This is a genomic window from Rivularia sp. PCC 7116, assembly GCF_000316665.1.
Taxonomy (GTDB): Bacteria; Cyanobacteriota; Cyanobacteriia; order Cyanobacteriales; family Nostocaceae; genus Rivularia.
Window position 1 is genome coordinate 2,050,990 of sequence record NC_019678.1, and the last position, 19,104, is coordinate 2,070,093.

A 19,104-nucleotide genomic window follows, 5' to 3' on the forward strand; every position below is an offset into this window, starting at 1 on the left:
CTCATCACCTTGATACCTTTGATGGGGTTTTTCATAACCCTAATTTTGGTGATGGCAGGAAATCTTATCGAACCTTTAGATATAGGACTTTTCTTAGGTATGTGGTTTGTAAGTGGAACTGGTATTACAGTGGGCTTTCACCGCCACTTTGCCCACCATAGCTTCAAAACCAGCAAACCTTTAAGAATTGTTCTAGCAATTATGGGTTGTATGGCTGCACAAGGACCTGTAATTTATTGGGTTTCGCTACACAGAAGACATCATGAAAACAGCGACCAAGTTGGAGATCCTCATTCACCCCACTTAGAGAAAGAAAGCATTTTACAACTATTTCGGGGTCTATGGTATGCCCATATTGGCTGGATGTTCAACCATGAATTTCCCAATCCATTTAACTATACTCCAGACCTTGTTGGAGACAAAACTATTTCTTGGGTGGATCGGCTTTACTTTTTCTGGCTTTTTCTGGGATTAGCTATCCCCACTTTTATGGGAGGTGTAATCAAGGGGTCTTGGAGCGGAGCATTTGACGGATTTCTTTGGGGAGGACTTGTAAGATTGTTTTTTACTGAAAACTTTATTTGGAGTATCAATTCCATTACTCATGTTTATGGTCATCGTTGGTTTAATACCAATGAGCAAAGTAGAAACAATATTTGGTTAGCCATCCCCACTATTGGAGAAGCTTGGCATAACAACCATCATGCTTTTCCCAAATCTGCGAAGTTTGGGTTGAAATGGTGGCAAATTGATTTGGGTTACTGGTTCATCCGCATCCTTGAAATGTTTGGTTTGGTTTGGGATGTCCAAGTTCCTACTGTAGGAATGATAGAGGCTAAAAAAATAGCGTAGTTTTATTTTGGTCAATTTATAGGACAAACTGAGGAGATTTAAGGGATGGAAATCAAAGCTACTCAAATGCATCAGTTAAATACTGCTTACGAAAGTCAAAAAGAAAATACTCAAGAAGATGCTAATCATCCTAAAACAGCAGCAGATATTCAGGAATGGTTAGTTTCCTATCTAACAGTGTCTTTGGAAATTGAACTGGAGAATGTAGATCGGACAATTCCCTTTGAACACTATGGTCTGGATTCCTTAAAAGCTTTAGCACTAACGGGTGATTTGGAAGATTGGCTCGGATATGAAGTCGATCCAACTCTCATGTACGACAGCCACACGATAGAAACTCTAGCACAGCATTTAGTAGAAGAGTATGAATAGATTGATACATAAAAATTCCGAGGTATCTACTCAGGCTATGGAGCAAGATTACAAGGGCACATCGGCTGAGGCTATCCAGTATCATTACGACGATGGTAATGATTTTTTCAGAATCTGGTTAGATAATACTATGGCTTATACCTGTGCTATGTGGGAAAAAGAAGAAGGGCTTGAAGCTTTAGAAACAGCCCAAATCCGAAAACTGGATTTCCATATTAACCAAGCAAAAGCCAAGGGAGCTAAACGAGTTTTAGATATTGGCTGTGGTTGGGGTTCGCTCTTAAAACGCTTGGTAGAAGTACATGGTGTTGAAAAAGCAGTTGGTGTAACCTTGAGTAAAGCTCAGATAGAGCAGGTTGAATCTTTCAAAAACCCTGGGATCGAGGTTTATTTGGAAAATTGGGCAGATCATCATCCTGAAGAACCTTATGATGCTATTTTGGGGATCGAAGTACTCGAACATGTTGTCCAGGTAAAACTACCTGAAACCGAGAAAGTAAAGGCTTATCGAAATTTCTTCGAGCGCTGCCACAAATGGTTGAAGCCTGGAGGTTGGATGTCTTTGCAAACCATAGTATATGACAACATGCGCCCAGAAAACTTCAGTGAGTTTCTGACTACTGAAGTATTTCCAGAGTCAGATCATGCCACACTCGCAGAGCTTGTTAAAGCCAGGGAAAGACTTTTCGAGATTGTTACGATTCGGAATGACCGGCAAGACTACGAACTTACCTGCAAAGCTTGGCTTTCAAGACTCAAGGAAAATCGTACTGCTGCAATCAATCTTGTCGGCTCTGAAGTAGTTGCCCGTTATGAAAAATATCTCAAGTTTTGCATGATTGGTTTCCACACTGGAAGTATTAACCTGGCGCGGATTACAATGCGTCGCATTGACAAGCCATGTAAGTAAACGTAAAGTTCGCTATCCAATAGCCAAAAAAATCACAACCAATCACAATCAAATGTTACAAAAATTATTAATTTATTTACTTGATTCTCCGTTCAAAAAATATTTTTATTTAATTTTGTATAACTTATTGACATCAGCGGTTAAAAACAAGCAAGTTACATTCATGAATTACGGATATGTCGATTTGTCTCCTGATGTTAACAATTTAGAATTAAGTGCGGAGGAGCGGGAAGAAATTTATTGCGCTCAACTTTACCACCATGTTGCAAATGCTGTTCCTTTAAACGGATGTGATGTTCTCGAAGTTGGGTGTGGTCGTGGTGGTGGCTCTTCCTATATTATGCGCTCTTTGGAACCAAAAACCATGACTGGGATTGATTTTTCAGAAAAAAATATCGCTTTTTGCCAAAAGCTGGATGTGATTTCAGGGCTAAATTTTTGTGTTGGAGATGCAGAACTATTACCATTTACAGACTCTTCATTTGATGTGGTTGTAAATATCGAATCATCTCATTGCTATGCTGCCGTTGAAAAATGTTTTGATGAAGTATTTAGAGTAATTCGTCCTCGTGGTTACTTTTTATTTGCTGATTTTCGTCCCAGTAATGTAATTGACAATATTCGGAAATCATTAGAAATATCTGGTTTCAAAGTTATTAAAGATGGGTTAATTACAGAAAATGTTCTGAAAGCAATGGATTTAGATAACACAAGAAGATTAACTGTGATTAGCCAAGATATTCCTAAGTATCTTCAGGGTATCGCCCGATGGTTTGCAGAATCAAAAGATTCTCCTATTTATGAAGAATTTAAAAATCGAAAATCTGAATATTTTTGCTATGTTTTACAAAAACCTTAGAGGATATCTGGAAGAATTAAAATATATTTAATTACTTATGAATTGCTTATCAATTGGTGACATAGAAAACGTTGAATTTTACCGCTAGAAGTTTTTGGAATAGTACCTTTTTTAAGTAACTTTATAGTATCTACCTTAATTTCATGAATAGTGGCGATATTAGTACGAATTTTTTTGCAAATTTCTTCAGATTCTCCTTTATAAGCAAACTTTACTTCTGCTAAAATCGCTAATTTTTCTTCTCCATCTATATCTACACTAATAGCTGCACAAGAATTAGGAATAATAGTAGTATGACTTGTTTCTACGGTCAACTCAATATCTTGAGAATAGTGATTACGACCATTTATAATAATTAAATCTTTCATACGACCGGTTATATATAATTCTCCGTTACTGAAAAATCCTAAATCTTCAGTTCTGAAAAACTTGTTTTCTACCTTTTCTCTTAAAATAGCTTCAAAATTTTTTTTCGTTAGCTCTGATTGATTCCAATAACCTTGAGTGATACTGGCACTCCTAACCCAAATTTCACCTATTTGATTTTCTGAACATTCTTGTAAAGTCTCTGGGTCAACAATAATTACTTCTTGTTCTAACCAACTATGACCACAACTAACTAATTGATATATTTTTTTATTCTCAGAATAATTATTATTTGTTGTCTTATAAATTATTTTTTTATTTTTTAAAGCTTCACTATCAACATTGATAATATTAGGAGCTTTATCTTTAAAACCGCCGGAAATAAATAAAGTAGCTTCAGCCATCCCGTAACAAGGATAGAAAGCAGAAGCTTGAAATCCGCAATCTGCAAAAGCGGTAGTAAATCTTTCTAAAGTTTGGACTCTTACTTTTTCTGCACCATTAAAAGCAACTTCCCAACTGCTTAAGTCAAGATTAGCTTTTTGTTCAGCAGTAATTTTATCAACACACAAATCATAAGCAAAATTAGGACCGCCGCTAGTAGTTGCCCTATATTTTGATATGGCTTCTAACCACCTTCTCGGTTTCTGCACAAAGCTAAATGGTGACATCAAAGTGACAGGAAAACCACTGTAAATTGGTTCTAATATTCCTCCAATTAATCCCATATCGTGATACGGAGGTAGCCAGATAACACCTTGACTTTGATTATTATGTTCAAATGCTTGATGAATAATTTTTAAATTATGTAAAAGATTTTGATGGCTAACCATAACTCCTTTAGGTGAGCCAGTAGAGCCAGAAGTATATTGAAGAAAAGCGAGACTATCACTGTGAATAACAGGATATTGCCACTTTTGTGCGATGTCACAATTAATTATGTCTGTTTTGAAACAGTATAATGTTTTTAATTCTGGTATCTCAGTAAATTTGCGCTCTACTTTACTAAAAGCTGAAGTACTAGTCAAAGCAATTTTTGCTTGAGCATTACGAACAATAGCTACTAAACGGGATAGCGAACGATTAGGACGAGGTGGATAAGTAGGTATAGGAATTACACCTGCATATAAACAACCAAAAAAAGCAGTGATGTAATCTAAACCAGGAGGATAGAGTAATAAAGCTCTTTCTCCGGTTAAATTTAGCGATTGTAATTGAGCCGCAATCGCTTTGGCTTGTAATTCTAAATCTCTATAAGTTAAATTCAGTTCTTTGGTTTCACCATCACTTAGAAAAGTGTAAGCCTGTTTTTGGGGTTCAATAGTTGCTCTATAATCTAAAAGCTCTACTAAATTATTAAACTGTTTCATAATTTATTTAATTAATTCCAATTTTGAATTAAGTCTTGACGAAACTTTTTGTTGAGCCATAATTTTTACACCTAATGTAAATTAAATAATGGCTTATGCTGCCTTTAAAGTAACTTGAGTTCAGTAGGGTTAGCATTGACAGAAAGCTTGTCCAGAAAGAAAATTTAAAAAATAAGTTTTGATTGCAATCTCTTCTAATTAAAAATTGATTGGTAAAGTCTAATTTATTTCCAATTATTGATTTGCCAAGCTTGTTTCTGGGCAAGAACTTGTAATTTTTTATTAGGATTAACCACAGTTGGATTTCCGACTATCTTTAACATTTCCAAATCAGATATACTATCTCCATAGCCAAAATGTTGCTAAATATAAATAATTTTGAATAGCATTACTTTTTATCAAAGTTCTACCCACATCAAAAAAAAACGGCAATTCAAGACAAATTAAATTACCTCCAAAAACTGGAGACTTTATTTTATATCCGGTAGTCTATCTTCAACAAATCTAATTGAAGGATACTGATAAGCAATAGTAGTAGCTAAAATCACTAATATTCCTATTAAAATAAACATTAAACCAATACCACGCCCAACTCCTACTCCAATCAAAGTTCCTATACTATTACTCAGTAAACCTCCTTCTAGGAGTAGAGGCTGAAAAATATAATCTGTCAACGGACCTGCAATAACATAAGCTAAAGGAAAAGATGAATAGGCGATAGCTCCCCAAATAGCAAATACTCTTCCTTGATATTCTGGAGCAACTTTAACTTGCCTGATAGCATTGGCACAACCCATAATAATAGGAATACTAAAAAATACTAAAAAACCAGAAACGGTAATTAGGATAGGCGATGGTCTTAATCCTGTCAGCAAAATGCCAATACCGAGAAAGATTTCAAAACAAAATACCCTTTGAATTTTTTTATTTGATCCGCCCCAAGCTGTCATCAATATAGCACCAAAGAAATAACCGCTACCAGCGATAGATAAAATTTTTCCTAGTGTTTGTACATCAGTAAAACCTAAAACCATTGGTGTAATTAAAACTTGAGCTAAGCCAATAGTAAAATTAGTTATAACAAAAAACATTAATAGATTGAATAATCCAGGTCTTCTCCAGATATAATTCCAAGCATCGCTAATTTCTTTCCATGGTCTGTTTTCACTGATTTTATTTTTAATGTTTAACTGATGCTTAGGGAAACGTACAAATAACAAGGTTAATAATGCGATACCAAAAGTGGCAAAGTCAATTAATATTATTCCTTTTAGTTGAATTGCTTCTAAGAGTATTCCTGCAAGTACGGGGGATAATAATTTTTCCGCTGCTAGTGATAGTTGAATCATTCCATTAACTTGACCAAAATATTTTTTGTTAACAAGTAAAGTTGGAATAGAATGATAAGCAGGTATTTGAAATCCTTCAGATATCGAGTGAAAAGCTATTGCTAAATAAACATGCCAAATTTTCAAAGCATCATAATATAGCAGTATAGCAACAAGAAAAGTGCTGATTCCAGAAGCTATATCAGCTAAAATCATTATCCAGCGACGATTCCAGTTATCTGCAATTACTCCAGATAAAGGAGCAACTAAAATGTATGGTAATTCAATGAATAAATAAATTAGAGAAAATTGTATCGTCGATCCAGTTAACTGATATACCCATACTCCAAGAGCAAAACTTGTTAAACCAGAACCAATTAAAGAGATAACTTGCCCAAACCAAATACAAATGAAATTTCTCATATAGTTCTGAAAAAAACGAGTATTACTAACCGACAAAGAATCGCTATCAAGCTACTTCCAATCCTGATAACGAAAAACAAGGTAGTTTAAAATAATTGGAACTTCGTAAAGCAGAAGTATAAAAAATAGTAAAGTACTAGGAGGGTATTTTTGATTGAACTTTGTCATATCATTTTCAATCTTATAGATTTTATGACTCCACTGCGGAATTTTGTAGGACAATAAAAAAATAACGAAGTATGACCAATACCATGGTAAAGATCCGTAATAAACTAGCGTACAAACCCCGGTAACAAAAATTATTGTTGTTGCAAATACCAAAACTGGAAGGTTAGAAACTACCATGACTAAAAAGCTTACCCCCAAAACTACCATTGTCCAAGGTGATGGAATCAGCCAATAAATAATTCCATAAGCTGAGTACCAAGTTCCAAATAATGCTATGAGGTGAATAACGTTGATACCAAATTGTGAATGACGGCACAAATGGCGTTGGTAAAGTTCCTCAAATTCTACGTCTAGTAAACTCATTGGATAATCTGATAACCGATCCATAATTTTCTCCGTATACCGGGCGGCGTTATGTGGTAATGAGCATGGTGGTTAGGAATTTAGAAATAATGGTTAATTCTGCATTCTTAATTCTTCTAGATTTTGTAAATATGAATGAATCTTACATTTTCAGATTAAAGTTGTTCAATTATTTACTTTTTTTGCTGCTATCATTATTAGAAATTTGTAATCTGCTTAACTGCTACAGTTTTTTTTACAGAACAATCGGGAAGAAGTAGAGAAGATTACCCGAATTAATCCAGATTTGAAGTTTAACAATTAGCTAAATTGATGTCTAAATATAGACAAACATCTATAGAACCCCGGAAGGGATCTATTTAACTAGTCGCTAATCTTTTAAGCATCAGCCGGACAAAACAAAGATTTACTTTAGCGTTAGAGTGTTCAAGAGTTCTTTCAAAATTTTTAACCAAGCTTTTACATCTCTCCATCCAAGAGGCGCGTTCTTTCTATGAGCCACATTGCTTTGACCGGAAGAAAGCCTCGGATTCCTTCTTTTTCTTTTTGAGCTTTTGAAGGTTTAGGTAACAACTTAAATCTAATCTTAGTCATTATAGTACGGATAATTTTTTTTTCACTCTACCTCTAATTTTCGGGGTGATATTCATTGTCAAGAAGGATAGTAATTTTGGGAATATTGACGGGTTTATACCAATTCTGTATGAGGCTGCGCTCAATTGCCCTCACTCTATAAGAGTGGGGCTACCTAAACAAAGCCCGTCTACACGGGCTAAATTCGGCGCATCTTTATAAAGAAATGGTATTAGATTTGAAATAATCAATATTATCTGAGAGCATTTCAATTAAACCAATATCGTCCGACACTGAAGCAATGGTTGCGTGAGTAAAAAAAGGAAACCCTAAAGTATCCACTGATAAATGCCTTTGAATCCCGTTTGTAGCTTTGTAAAAGCAAAATTCCTTTGATTCTACACTGGCGTTACAAGTATTTTTTACTGCTTGTGAGTCAATGATAATTAAGGTTATTTTGGATTATTATACCGGAAAATGTAAAGATACCTTCCGGGGTTCTATATGAGCTTTTATATGAGTCAGGGGATGACTTTTATGAGATAGAGATATCAAGAGTAGAGCTATTATTAAAATTAATTCGTTGCAACTATTTTAAGTTTCTTCTTGATACGGCTTAGTGCTATTCATAACATAGTATATATGCTATATAACAAGAAATACTTCTCCATACCTATCAATAAAAGTACGTATTACATAGTTATTAAGCGTTGTTAAATTAACAGGAGAAAAAAATAGTGAATAAAAATTTTCCCATAAGTGCATAAATCCCAAAAAGTACTACCCACATAATTAATAGAAGAGTACAAATATTATTTTCTTTGCCGAGTAAGCTAAATCAACAGGCATTCGGCATTGGATTTCCATATACGCAAAAAGTAAAACCGAGTTCAATTTGATTGGAGGATATCTGATATGGTCGCTAATATCACTCACGATAACGATAATCGCATATCTCAGCTCAGAATTTTAGATGTTGCTTGCGATCGTATGACCTACTTCACCACAGAAGCTGGTTTGAAAGGATTAGCGGATGCTCTTGTCCGCAGTCGCAATTTATATTTGTAATAGCCCTTGTGATTTGTAAACCCCAGATAAGAAGGGCATCAAGCATCAAGAAAATTGAATCAAAAACTGTTTAATGTCTGAAAGCGGTAGAAAAATTAAACAGAGTTTTGGGCTAAAAGCCTTGCCTGATAGTGCTTTTAGTAATTTGTCTTGTTCCTTAACGTACAAAAACCCTTTTTGGGTGCGATCGCCCTGAGTACACCTACTCCTTCTTTGTTTCCCGAAGTAAAAATAGCACAAGAGCAAGTAATAAATGCTGCTTAAATTAATCGTTAATATCCCTCTATTTATCCGGTGTAATATCAATTTTTTCGCTTTGCAGTTGCCTTCAAAACTTTTTCTACCATTGAAATACATCACACTTTAATCAATCATCAACCCCTGAACGGTTATGTTTAGCTTTGGTTCTATTAATAAGTTACAAAAAATATTGGTTTATTTGTCAACAATTTTACTATTCGGATTTCTTATTCACTTCATAAATTATTATTTACAATATTTATGATAACTTCCACTAAAAATGTTTAGAATTGTACTTGTAATAGATATTAAATGTCTATAAGAATATGTACAAAAAATTTATTGCAAAGCAGGAGACGTCAATCTTAGGTAATTAGCTCTACTCTTAATCTGGCTACTAACTACTCTTATTTTAAGTTTGTCTGACAAAAAAATGTTTTTAATCGTCTTTAAAAAGCTTATTTAATTTGGCTATAAATATAAATTTAAGAACGATAGAAATTGTTTTTTTATGGAGAGAATAAAGAGAAATGAGTTCACAAAAATTGAAACGCAAACGCGGTGTCATACTTACGCCGAAAGGGTTACAAAAACTTCAACAGGCTAAGCTTAAGTTGGAAGCAGATGAAAACTTTGGAGATAGGTACACCTTAGAAGAAATAAGTGAACGCTGTAGTTTGTATACTGGTACAATTTCTAAAATATTAAATCGTGAAGGAGGAGTTGATAGAAAGAGTATTGAAGAGCTTTTTGAATGTTTTAAGTCACAAATAGAAAAAATTGACTATTTAAGCTCTAATACTCGTATCGATTTCGGAGAAGCTACTTGTGCATCTATTTTTTTTGGACGCACAGAAGAACTTTCTATTTTAGAGCAATGGATTCTTGATGAGCGTTGCCGAATGGTGGCAATCTTGGGAATAGGAGGTATCGGTAAAACTGCTTTATCTGTCAAGTTTATAGAACAGATTAAAGAAAATTTTGAGTATGTTATTTGGCGATCGCTACAAGAAGCTCCACCCGTTGAAGCAGTCTTGAATAACCTGATCCAGTTTTTGTCTGATGAGCAGATAACAGAAGTTGACTTACCAGAAAGCCTACGTGATAGAGTATCGCAACTGATTAATTATCTGCGGCAGCATCGCTGTTTGCTCGTACTGGATAATATGGAGTCGGTTTTGCGTAGTGGTAGTCGAGCGGGACTTTATCGAGAGGGATATGAGGGGTATGGTGAACTTATAAGACGAGTGGGAGAAACAGTTCACCAAAGCTGCTTGATGTTAACTAGTCGGGAAAAGCCCAAAGAAGTGGCATCCCTAAAAGGAAAATTTCTACCAGTTCGCTCCTTATCATTAAATGGTTTAAAGACAGTAGAAGGGCGAGAAATATTTAAGGTCAAGGGGTTAAGTGAAACAGACGGTGAATGTATAAAGATAATTGAGCGCTATGTAGGTAATCCATTAGCCTTGAAGATAGTTGCTACGACTATTCAAGATGTCTTTGATGGTAATATATCTGAATTTTTCAAACAAAATATAGTTGTTTTTGGTAACATTCGCGAGCTTTTAGAGCAGCAGTTTTCACGCTTGTCATGTTTAGAAAAAGATATAATGTACTGGTTGGCGATCAATCGTGAGCCAGTTTCGCTATCAGAATTAAGAGAAGATATCGTAACAGCAGTATCACCACAAAAATTATTGGAAGCGCTCGAATCTCTTACCAGACGTATGTTAATTGAGAAAAGCGCAGCTAGTTTCACATTACAACCTGTAGTCATGGAGTATATGATTCATCGATTAGTAGAGCAGGTTTGTGAAGAGATTGAAACTGGAAATATCGACTTTTTCAGGTGCTATGCTTTAATGAAGGCGACTGCAAAAGACTACGTAAAAGAAAGCCAAATTCGCATCATCGTTGAACCAGTTATTGATGGGTTGTTCGCAGTTTTAAGAAGCAAAAGAAACATAGTAAATCAGCTATGCCAAATTTTAGCACAGTTACGAGAAGAATCTCAGTTAGAAGTAGGGTATACGGCTGGAAATATTATCAATTTGCTTAATCAACTACAGATAGATTTAACCGGCTATGACTTTTCTTATTTGACTGTTTGGCAAGCAGATTTGCGGAATGTGAAACTACATGATGTGAATTTTAAAAATGCTAATTTAGCTAAGTCTGTGTTTGCCGAAACATTTGGTGGGGTTATATCAGTAGCCTTTAGTCCTGATGCTAAACTTTGGGCTTTTGGTGACACCAAGGGTAACATTTACTTGCGAGAGGTTGTGAACGGCAGACAAGTTATTCTTTGTCGTGGGCATACTAGCTGGGTTATATCACTTGCCTTTAGTCCTGATGGTAGAATTCTTGCCAGTGGTAGTGGTGATTACACGCTGAAGCTATGGGATGTTGAAACAGGTCAATGCTTGCAAACTTTAGCAGGACATGATAATGAGGTTTGGTCAGTCGCCTTTAGTCCTGATGGTAGCTCAATATCAAGTGCTAGTGATGACCAGACTGTTAAGCTATGGAGTATCAGTACTGGTGAATGCCTTAAAACATTTCAAGGACACGCAAGTTGGGTACATTCAGTTGCTTTTAGTTCAAATGGGCAGATGATAGCAAGTGGTAGTGATGACCAAACGGTGAAATTATGGGATATCAGTACTGGTGAATGCCTCAAAACCTTGCAGGGACACCAAGATGGGATACGGGCAATTGCGATCTGCTCAAACGATCGGATACTTGCAAGTAGCAGTGAAGATCGCACGGTGAAGTTATGGGATATCAATACTGGTGAATGCCTTAAAACCTTGCAGGGACATTTCAATGAAATATATTCAGTTGATATTAGTCCTCAAGGCGATCTCTTAGCTAGTGGTAGTCATGACCAGACAATTAAATTATGGGATATCAGTACTGGTGAATGTCTCAAAACCTTGCAGGGACATTCAAGCTCAGTATATTCGATTGCTTTTAATCGACAAGGCAATTTACTAGTAAGTGGCAGTTACGATCAGACGGCAAAGCTATGGAGTGTTGGCAAAAATCAATGCTTGAGAACCTTACGAGGGTATACTAATCAGGTATTTTCAGTTGCCTTTAGTCCTGATGGGCAGACCTTAGCAAGTGGCAGTCAGGACTCTTCGGTGAGGTTATGGGATGTCAGCACAAGTCAAAGCCTACAAACTTTTCAGGGGCATTGTGCAGCTATTTGGTCAGTTGCCTTTAGTCCTGACGGTCAAACGCTCGCAAGCAGCAGTGAAGATCGAACGATAAGGTTGTGGGATGTAGCGAATCGTAACTTCCTGAAAGTTTTTCAGGGACATCGTGCTTTAGTCTGCTCAGTTGCCTTTAGTCCTGACGGTCAAACACTCGCTAGCAGCAGCGAAGATCAAACGATAAGGTTGTGGGATATTAAAACTGGTCAAGTATTGAAAATTCTCCAAGGACATCGTGCAGCAGTTTGGTCAATTGCCTTTAGTCCCGACGGTCAAACATTAGCTAGTGGGAGTTATGACCAGACGATAAAGTTATGGGATATTAGTTCTGGTCAATGCAAAAAAACATTGCTAGGTCATAGGGCTTGGGTTTGGTCAGTTGCCTTTAGTCCTGATGGTAAGCTACTGGCAAGTACTAGTCCTGATGGGACAATAAGATTGTGGAGTATTAAGGCTAATGAATGTCTCAAAGTTTTACAAGTCAACACAGCTTGGTTGCAGTTAATTACTTTTAGTCCAGATAACCAGATACTAGCAGGTTGCAACCAAGATTTTACGGTTGAGTTATGGGATGTTAATACGGGACAATACCTTAAAAGCTTGCAGGGACATACAGGTAGGGTTTGGTCAATCGCTTTTAATCCTAAGAGTCAAACTCTAGTTAGCAGTAGTGAAGATGAGACAATTCGGCTATGGGATATAAGAACAGGTGATTGCTTTAAAACAATGAAAGCAAAGAAACCTTACGACCGTATGAATATTAGCAGAATTACAGGTTTAACTAAATCGACTATTGCTATGCTGAAAACGTTAGGAGGAGTTGATTGAATAACCTTATCGCATGAGAATAGTGCGTTAGTAAAGTATCGTAACTATAACGCACCCTACAAAATTCTTTAATTTAAATGAGTGTTCTATAGCGGTTTTCATTTAAGTGTAATACAAATCTGGCCTTACCAAGTATTTTTTCGGTTTAAAGCCCCCGAAGTTTCTTTAAGCGGGGGAACCCCGCCAACGAACTTCTCTTCGGATTCATCCGTGGACTATACTCTGTTAAAGCCCCTAAATTCCATTTATGGGGAATTAATTACGAATTACGAATTATACTTACCCTCGTTCCCTCTCCTTATTAGGTCTCTCCAATAATTAACTTGAAACCCTTGTAAATACTGGACTAAAACTTAATTTCCCGCAGATGTCTATTAAGGAGAGGGCTGTCCCGCTATGACAGGAGCGGGTTAAAAATGTAATGGACTCAACCATTATTAGCTATATTTAGGATAAACCTCTCTTCAGCCCTTGATTTTGATTAGATAAGATACTTACTTTATAGGCAACACCTGCTTATTAGCAAAATCCCTTTTTGGTCAAACTCATTACCTAAAATACTGTCTAAATCAACTTCACTATTATTTGAAACCTCGATCTCATTTCCATTAGGTCTACTACTGAAATACTCAATCAAAGCTTCCTGACTGATATCTGTATTCGTGGCATTAGTTAAATCTTGGGAATTCGAGGTAAAAGGACATGAATTGACTTCGCCTTGATTGAACTGGGTGGATTCAACTTTCGTATGATTCTTTATAGTCTCTCCTGACTTTGCATATGTTGGTGACAAAGATGCAGCAGCAATTAAGATGTTTGCCAACAGAGTAGTTGTAATGTAAAAATGCAATTTGTTGTTTAACATAATTATTGTTAATGGTGAAATTATTGGTAGCAAATGAACTTGGAAATTTTTGGCGTGCAGCATATATTAGATTTCTTGCACAGATGCAAAATACTAGATATATTGGGTAGGTTGAAGATTTCAAAAGTTGCCAATTATTAAGTATTACAGATTGTCAAGAAATGCTTTTGTAATATGCTCAAAGGATTATTCCCCTGATAATCTTCGATAGTAAGGTTAAAGGCTTTGGAAAAACTATTCTTACTTCCTAGATTATCATGTTAATGAGTAGATCTCATCTTGGGATTGTAGATGTGTATTTGACTCTAATGGTTTTAACACATTTTGCAGTTCTTCCTCTGAAATGTAATCTTCCCCAGTTGATCTGAAGTACAACGATGAAGTTTCATAACAGGCTATCGCAATGCGGAGGCGCTCTTCAGGCACAAGCTCCGCAATCAACTCTACTGTTTCCTCCACATGTTTTACATCAGCACCGAGACTACTGTGTGCGCGCAAACACCGAGTAGCATGAATACCTGGTGACAGGTGAGTTTCAACCGAATGAATGTGCTTGTCTTGAATACCTGTGGCTATACGTTCCATTGTGTAAGTATAGCCAATAATACTGATTGGATTAGGAGCCTGCAAACTTTGAGTAGAATAATTCACCAAGATCGCTGTACTAGGAGGAATGAGTTTTTCTACTACAGCCTTAGCATTGTATCCCATTGACTGGATGTCGAGCAGAGCAAGTTTATCGTGCCCTAGTTCCTCTCTGGCTTTATTTGTCGCCCACTGGGATAAATTTTGACGGCTCATCTTTTTAAAACGTTGAGCAGCTTCCTCCATCAATGGCGGGTAAGAGTGAGTTAAATTGTAAGCGCCTGCCAGTTGCCATACCCATTGTGCGGGGGTAAAAACAGGTGGTCTGTCGTTCGGCTTCGCAGTTTGTAAACCAAGTGCGATCGCCCTATCTAAAAGCTTCCGAGTTTCAGCTATGCTATCTACACCAGCGTTTTGTTTGATGGCAAAGCCAGTTCCGCTTTCTGCCGAACCGGGCTGATGCACCCAAATCCGGTTAGCCTTCTTTACTGGAGCTTCATTAGCCGCAAAACTGGCTGATGAAGTTTCAGTTAAAAAGTCATTACGCATGATTCGTTTCCTAATTTATAATGGCTACGAAATAAGATAAAGTCATTTGTCAAAAAATTCTTCTTCCTCCAACTCGTCTTGATAGCAAATTAAAATAAATAGTAATTTCAGACAACTGAAGATAAGGGATTTAATCTGGAAGTTAAGAATGAAAAATCGTATTTTAGCTTTGAGAATATTACTAATAGTTAGAAAGAGCCGCTTTTTTAATAAAATTCCGATCGAGTATTTGTTAAATTTATAATTTCAATAAATCAAAAGATTTTCTCTTTAGGCAATCGTGATTCAGTATATATAGAACCCATTTGGGAGCAGGGCAAATGCATCTAAATTTAGAACATAGGCTATTGACTAAACAACTTAGATATGTATCAAACGACAAAACAAGGTTTACCGTTGAGAGTCTTTTGTCTACTTATAAATATATGGTTCAAAATATAACTCAATTAGTATGCCTGAATGGTACTATTGTAAGTCTAGTTGAGAATGCAGCCTCCTTAATAACAAGATGTGTTCGCCCTGTTCTCTACCGTGTGGTGCATCGCTATATTGCTTAAGTTCCCTGTTAAATGCTCGATTGCCACTGGTAAAAACCATTTTGAATTGGCAAGCTAAATACGGTAACACTTTTATCAAAGTTATCAATTAAGTCTCTTCTGGAGCAAATTGACAGTTTCAGCAATAAATTGATTACTAGATACTGCTGTAATCCTAAAAACATAAAATTGCTTTTGCGCGACTCTCAATAACGCTTGTGCTGAAATGAATTAATTTCAAAGGCAACAAACTTCTCTTCCAAAAAGAAACACGAACTTTCTGAACCCAATCTGAATAATTATTAATTAGATTAATCAGATTATTCACTTTATTATTGTAAGGAGTGGAGGAGTAGAATAAGAAGCTAGAACAATTTGCTTCATCAAATGAATATCACCTTTATTTCATAGTATTAAGACTATTTCGAGAGCAATATTATCTTGCTATACACTTTCTTAACCCATCGTTATCAAGAGGTATAAGTAAAATGTCAAATATTAAGAGTGCATCGGATAAAAATTTACTTTTTGGTGTTGCCTATGATGATTTTATTGATCGTATGAATCAAGCCGCCAAAGAAATGGGTCACGAGGATGTTTTCTTTTGCCATGATAAAGAGGCGAATCTGATTGCAATGATTGCAATTCATGACAAAGGTTTAGGAGCGGGACAAAGCATGGGTGCAACACGTTTATGGCCTTATACAAACCAGGAACATGCTTTAAAAGACGTTCTTCGTCTTAGTCGTGGCATGACCTATAAAGCTGCTTGCGCTAATATTCCTGTTGGTGGTGCAAAAGCAGTAATTATTGCTAAACCCGAACAGAAATCAGAGAGAATGCTTAGAGCATATGGACGTTTTGTCGAGAGTTTAGAGGGACGTTTTATTACAGGTCAAGATGTAAATATATCTACTGAAGATGTTCGAGTAATTCGTCAAGAAACTAAGCATGTTGTAGGTGTATCAGAAAAATGTGGAGGGCCAGTTCCTATGACTGCTATGGGAGTTGTTCTAGGAATTAAGGCTGCTGTCAAGTTTCGTTTACATAAAGAAAACCTTAATGGGCTATCTGTTGCAATTCAAGGAGTTGGCAATATAGGAAAAAATCTCTGTCAACAATTGCATGAGCATGGAGTAAAACTATTTGTAACTGATACAATTAAGGAAAGAGCAGAAGAAGTTAAAGATTTATATGGGGCAATTGTTGTCAACTCAGATGAGATTTATTCTCTTAACGTCAATGTTTTCGCCCCTTGTGCTTTAGGAGGGATTCTTAATAGTTCAACTATTCCTCTTATTAAAGCTCCCATTATCGCAGGTGCTGCCAATAATCAGCTTGAAGATGAACAAATACATAGCAAGCTGCTTGAATCAAAAGGAATACTTTATTGTCCAGACTATGTGATAAACGCTGGAGGATTAATTAATGTTTATAATGAGATGATTGACACTGATGAAGAGCATATCCTAAAACAAGTTAATAATATTTACAACACTCTCCTTGATATTTTTAAGATATCTGAAGAAGAGGAAATAAATACACATGAGGCTGCTAAGCTTCTTGCCGAGGAACGCATTATGAAAGCTAAAAACTTTAATAAGGCTCTACATATGCCTAGTTTATTACTCTCGTAGAAATAAGATTAAGGGTGTTCCCAATAATTCAAACAGAAAATGGAAGCAACATGATAATTATTGGATTTAGCACAATTATATTGTTGTCCGATAGTGATTGAAAACCTTTCATTCTCTGCAAAGAAGAAACGCATAAGGGAGGAAAATCGTCGTTATGCAAGAATGCTTAATCACTTTGCCGATTCTAAATTCAATGATTTAATTCAAAGGCAATGCAACAATTGTGGTATTCAATTAATCAAGGTTAATCCTGCTTACTCCTCATTGATTGGATTGACAAAGTTTATGGCATTGTATGGCATGAGTTCCGACACCGCCGCAGGCTTAGTTATAGCTCGTAGAGCAATGGGGCTAAGTGAGTCTGTACCTTCTCAGTTTGCTCTCCCGGCTGTGATGGCTCGCAGGAGACACGTCTGGGCTTCATACTCAAGAAGAAACTCAATTCGGTACGCCGTCATGAGTTTTATAATCAACAGGTATTGACAGCGCATCTTAGCAATTACTCATCAAGGAATGGGTGGACGAAACCCCGAACTGGACGACTTTATGAGGTCTGTAATCCATATGAGAGCAGTGTTAAGGAACTAGGTGAGAATCCTAGCTGTAATCCGGAACTAGCCGTTAAGGTCGGGTGATAATGAGTAGTTTTATCCAGATTTGGGTACAAATGTCGATTTTTTAAGTAACGGTAAAGGCATTTTTATTCATATACTAACTGAAGGAAATGGAATGCTGTTAGCTAATTCTACAACCCTAGCTAACGGCAGTGAGAGAGAACGGATATTTCCTCTACTTGATAAAGTAAAACTAAAAACTAAAAAACGTGGTAGACAACTTAAAAGACTTTACATACTTTGTTTTTTCACAATGACTTTCTTACAGTTGAAGATAAAAATGCAATTAATTAAGTGTGAGGTTTGGGCATGATTTCCTACAACGATCCGTTTGTAGCCAAACTTGATGAAGATATCCGATATCTGTTAGAGCATGAAGATCGAAAGAAAATGGCGGATGTTCGCTCTCGTCTTGAAACTTTAGGTCAATCGAACTGTCCGAGTTTAACTCGTTATTGGCATAAAACCCAAAAAGGTTTCGGGGTACCGGATAAAGTATTTAAGGGTGAATCTCCTTATTATTTCCCAGATGCCCCCCCGGTAAAGGTATTTTGTACTAGCGGCACTTCTGGAGCAAAGCCAGGGCGTTGTTATTATTCTGCCCGTGGCTTAGCCTTAATGGAAGCAGCAGTGATGCAAGCAGCTAAAAAATATTTGATTAAAGACTTAGAAAAACCAGCTATTATTCGACTCTTGCCCAGCCAACAGGCAGCACCCGAAATGATTATGGCCTATGGGATGGAGCTAATTGCTCGCACCTTTGGAGCAGCACAGTTAAGTCAATCCGTAGTTACAGAAAGAGGATTTGATAATGACTTATTTGTGAAATTACTTGCTCAAGCACAAGCAGAAGAACGTCCTGTGATCTTGATTGGTGGTTCTTTTGCTTGTGTGAATGTTATGGATGCTTTGCAACAAGAAAAAATCAAGTTTCAATTGCCTTTAGGTTCACGTATGGTAGATGCAGGCGGGTTTAAAGGACGCTCTCGCGAGGTAGCTGTACCTATGCTCTATCAGTTAGCTCAAGATGTATTTGGAATTACACCTGAACTTTGTATAAATATTTTTGGCATGACGGAATTAGCGAGTCAATTGTATGACACCTCTACTTGCAGCTTAGGTCCTCTTGGGGAACGCCCTAAAGCCGGTAGTGCTACTGTTGTACCGTTAGTGCGAAATAGTTTGACAATGGAGCCTATCTCGGAAGGGTTAGGGTTGTTAGAGATAGCTGATTTGTGCGTACTTGATCGACCTTATTCTGTTTTAACTGGGGATTTAGCCATTCAGACAACAGAAGGAGTTGCAATTGTAGGACGGGCACAGCAAGGAGAGGTTCGCGGCTGCTCCTTAAATCTTGAAGTTATGTCATCCCATTAATGG

At 36.6% G+C, this 19,104-nt stretch carries 14 protein-coding genes; 9 read left to right on the forward strand and 5 right to left on the reverse strand.

What is annotated here, in order from left to right:
- Nucleotides 1-51 precede the first annotated feature (51 nt).
- The 4 genes from RIV7116_RS07915 (at nucleotide 52) to RIV7116_RS07930 (ending at nucleotide 2,993) form a co-directional block, all read left to right on the forward strand.
- Nucleotides 52-852, forward strand: coding sequence for an acyl-CoA desaturase (locus RIV7116_RS07915; RefSeq protein WP_232435772.1), 801 nt, complete (start codon nucleotides 52-54; stop codon nucleotides 850-852).
- Between the two features lie 45 nt (nucleotides 853-897).
- Nucleotides 898-1,224: an acyl carrier protein gene (locus RIV7116_RS07920; RefSeq protein ID WP_015117769.1), complete on the forward strand. Its 327-nt coding sequence runs from the start codon at nucleotides 898-900 to the stop codon at nucleotides 1,222-1,224.
- Nucleotides 1,217-2,134: a cyclopropane-fatty-acyl-phospholipid synthase family protein gene (locus RIV7116_RS07925; protein ID WP_015117770.1), complete on the forward strand. Its 918-nt coding sequence runs from the start codon at nucleotides 1,217-1,219 to the stop codon at nucleotides 2,132-2,134. The genes RIV7116_RS07920 and RIV7116_RS07925 overlap by 8 nt, the downstream gene beginning before the upstream one ends.
- A gap of 163 nt (nucleotides 2,135-2,297) precedes the next feature.
- On the forward strand, nucleotides 2,298-2,993 hold the full coding sequence (locus tag RIV7116_RS07930) for a class I SAM-dependent methyltransferase (protein WP_232435773.1): 696 nt from the start codon (nucleotides 2,298-2,300) through the stop codon (nucleotides 2,991-2,993).
- A gap of 35 nt (nucleotides 2,994-3,028) precedes the next feature.
- On the opposite strand, the gene RIV7116_RS07935 is transcribed toward RIV7116_RS07930, so the two are convergent.
- From RIV7116_RS07935 to RIV7116_RS07945, 3 genes are all read right to left on the reverse strand, one after another.
- Nucleotides 3,029-4,729: a fatty acyl-AMP ligase gene (locus RIV7116_RS07935; RefSeq protein WP_015117772.1), complete on the reverse strand. Its 1,701-nt coding sequence runs from the start codon at nucleotides 4,727-4,729 to the stop codon at nucleotides 3,029-3,031.
- A gap of 470 nt (nucleotides 4,730-5,199) precedes the next feature.
- Nucleotides 5,200-6,480, reverse strand: coding sequence for an MFS transporter (locus RIV7116_RS07940; protein WP_015117773.1), 1,281 nt, complete (start codon nucleotides 6,478-6,480; stop codon nucleotides 5,200-5,202).
- Between the two features lie 51 nt (nucleotides 6,481-6,531).
- Nucleotides 6,532-7,035: a hypothetical protein gene (locus RIV7116_RS07945; RefSeq protein WP_015117774.1), complete on the reverse strand. Its 504-nt coding sequence runs from the start codon at nucleotides 7,033-7,035 to the stop codon at nucleotides 6,532-6,534.
- A 1,464-nt stretch (nucleotides 7,036-8,499) separates the two neighbouring features.
- On the opposite strand from RIV7116_RS07945, the gene RIV7116_RS35725 reads away from it, so the two are divergent.
- On the forward strand, nucleotides 8,500-8,652 hold the full coding sequence (locus tag RIV7116_RS35725; protein WP_015117775.1) for a hypothetical protein: 153 nt from the start codon (nucleotides 8,500-8,502) through the stop codon (nucleotides 8,650-8,652).
- A gap of 770 nt (nucleotides 8,653-9,422) precedes the next feature.
- Nucleotides 9,423-12,938 carry an NB-ARC domain-containing protein gene (locus RIV7116_RS07960; protein ID WP_015117776.1) on the forward strand — a complete coding sequence of 1,172 codons (3,516 nt, stop codon included), beginning with the start codon at nucleotides 9,423-9,425 and terminating at the stop codon, nucleotides 12,936-12,938.
- A gap of 499 nt (nucleotides 12,939-13,437) precedes the next feature.
- On the opposite strand, the gene RIV7116_RS07965 is transcribed toward RIV7116_RS07960, so the two are convergent.
- Together RIV7116_RS07965 and RIV7116_RS07970 are read right to left on the reverse strand one after the other, a co-directional pair.
- Nucleotides 13,438-13,866, reverse strand: coding sequence for a hypothetical protein (locus tag RIV7116_RS07965; RefSeq protein WP_015117777.1), 429 nt, complete (start codon nucleotides 13,864-13,866; stop codon nucleotides 13,438-13,440).
- 192 nt (nucleotides 13,867-14,058) lie between these two features.
- A complete protein-coding gene (locus RIV7116_RS07970) occupies nucleotides 14,059-14,937 on the reverse strand; it encodes a hypothetical protein (RefSeq protein ID WP_015117778.1) in 879 nt (292 codons plus the stop codon).
- Nucleotides 14,938-15,961: 1,024 nt separating this feature from the next.
- Between RIV7116_RS07970 and scyB the strand changes: the two genes are divergently transcribed.
- From scyB to RIV7116_RS07990, 3 genes are all read left to right on the forward strand, one after another.
- Nucleotides 15,962-17,110 carry a tryptophan dehydrogenase ScyB gene (gene scyB / locus RIV7116_RS07975; protein WP_015117780.1) on the forward strand — a complete coding sequence of 383 codons (1,149 nt, stop codon included), beginning with the start codon at nucleotides 15,962-15,964 and terminating at the stop codon, nucleotides 17,108-17,110.
- 162 nt (nucleotides 17,111-17,272) lie between these two features.
- Complete coding sequence (locus RIV7116_RS07980; RefSeq protein WP_044290815.1) at nucleotides 17,273-17,593, forward strand: hypothetical protein; 321 nt, start codon at nucleotides 17,273-17,275, stop codon at nucleotides 17,591-17,593.
- A 440-nt stretch (nucleotides 17,594-18,033) separates the two neighbouring features.
- Nucleotides 18,034-19,101, forward strand: a complete 1,068-nt coding sequence (locus RIV7116_RS07990; RefSeq protein ID WP_015117781.1) for an acyl-protein synthetase — start codon at nucleotides 18,034-18,036, stop codon at nucleotides 19,099-19,101.
- Nucleotides 19,102-19,104: the final 3 nt, after the last annotated feature.

Bases quoted from the DNA above. Each gene is read 5' to 3' on its own strand.
- RIV7116_RS07915 (WP_232435772.1), top strand. From the start codon at position 52: ATGGCAGGAAATCTTATCGAACCTTTAGATATAGGACTTTTCTTAGGT.
- RIV7116_RS07920 (WP_015117769.1), top strand. From the start codon at position 898: ATGGAAATCAAAGCTACTCAAATGCATCAGTTAAATACTGCTTACGAA.
- RIV7116_RS07925 (WP_015117770.1), top strand. From the start codon at position 1,217: ATGAATAGATTGATACATAAAAATTCCGAGGTATCTACTCAGGCTATG.
- RIV7116_RS07930 (WP_232435773.1), top strand. From the start codon at position 2,298: ATGAATTACGGATATGTCGATTTGTCTCCTGATGTTAACAATTTAGAA.
- RIV7116_RS07935 (WP_015117772.1), bottom strand. From the start codon at position 4,729: ATGAAACAGTTTAATAATTTAGTAGAGCTTTTAGATTATAGAGCAACT.
- RIV7116_RS07940 (WP_015117773.1), bottom strand. From the start codon at position 6,480: ATGAGAAATTTCATTTGTATTTGGTTTGGGCAAGTTATCTCTTTAATT.
- RIV7116_RS07945 (WP_015117774.1), bottom strand. From the start codon at position 7,035: ATGGATCGGTTATCAGATTATCCAATGAGTTTACTAGACGTAGAATTT.
- RIV7116_RS35725 (WP_015117775.1), top strand. From the start codon at position 8,500: ATGGTCGCTAATATCACTCACGATAACGATAATCGCATATCTCAGCTC.
- RIV7116_RS07960 (WP_015117776.1), top strand. From the start codon at position 9,423: ATGAGTTCACAAAAATTGAAACGCAAACGCGGTGTCATACTTACGCCG.
- RIV7116_RS07965 (WP_015117777.1), bottom strand. From the start codon at position 13,866: ATGCTGCACGCCAAAAATTTCCAAGTTCATTTGCTACCAATAATTTCA.
- RIV7116_RS07970 (WP_015117778.1), bottom strand. From the start codon at position 14,937: ATGCGTAATGACTTTTTAACTGAAACTTCATCAGCCAGTTTTGCGGCT.
- scyB (WP_015117780.1), top strand. From the start codon at position 15,962: ATGTCAAATATTAAGAGTGCATCGGATAAAAATTTACTTTTTGGTGTT.
- RIV7116_RS07980 (WP_044290815.1), top strand. From the start codon at position 17,273: ATGCTTAATCACTTTGCCGATTCTAAATTCAATGATTTAATTCAAAGG.
- RIV7116_RS07990 (WP_015117781.1), top strand. From the start codon at position 18,034: ATGATTTCCTACAACGATCCGTTTGTAGCCAAACTTGATGAAGATATC.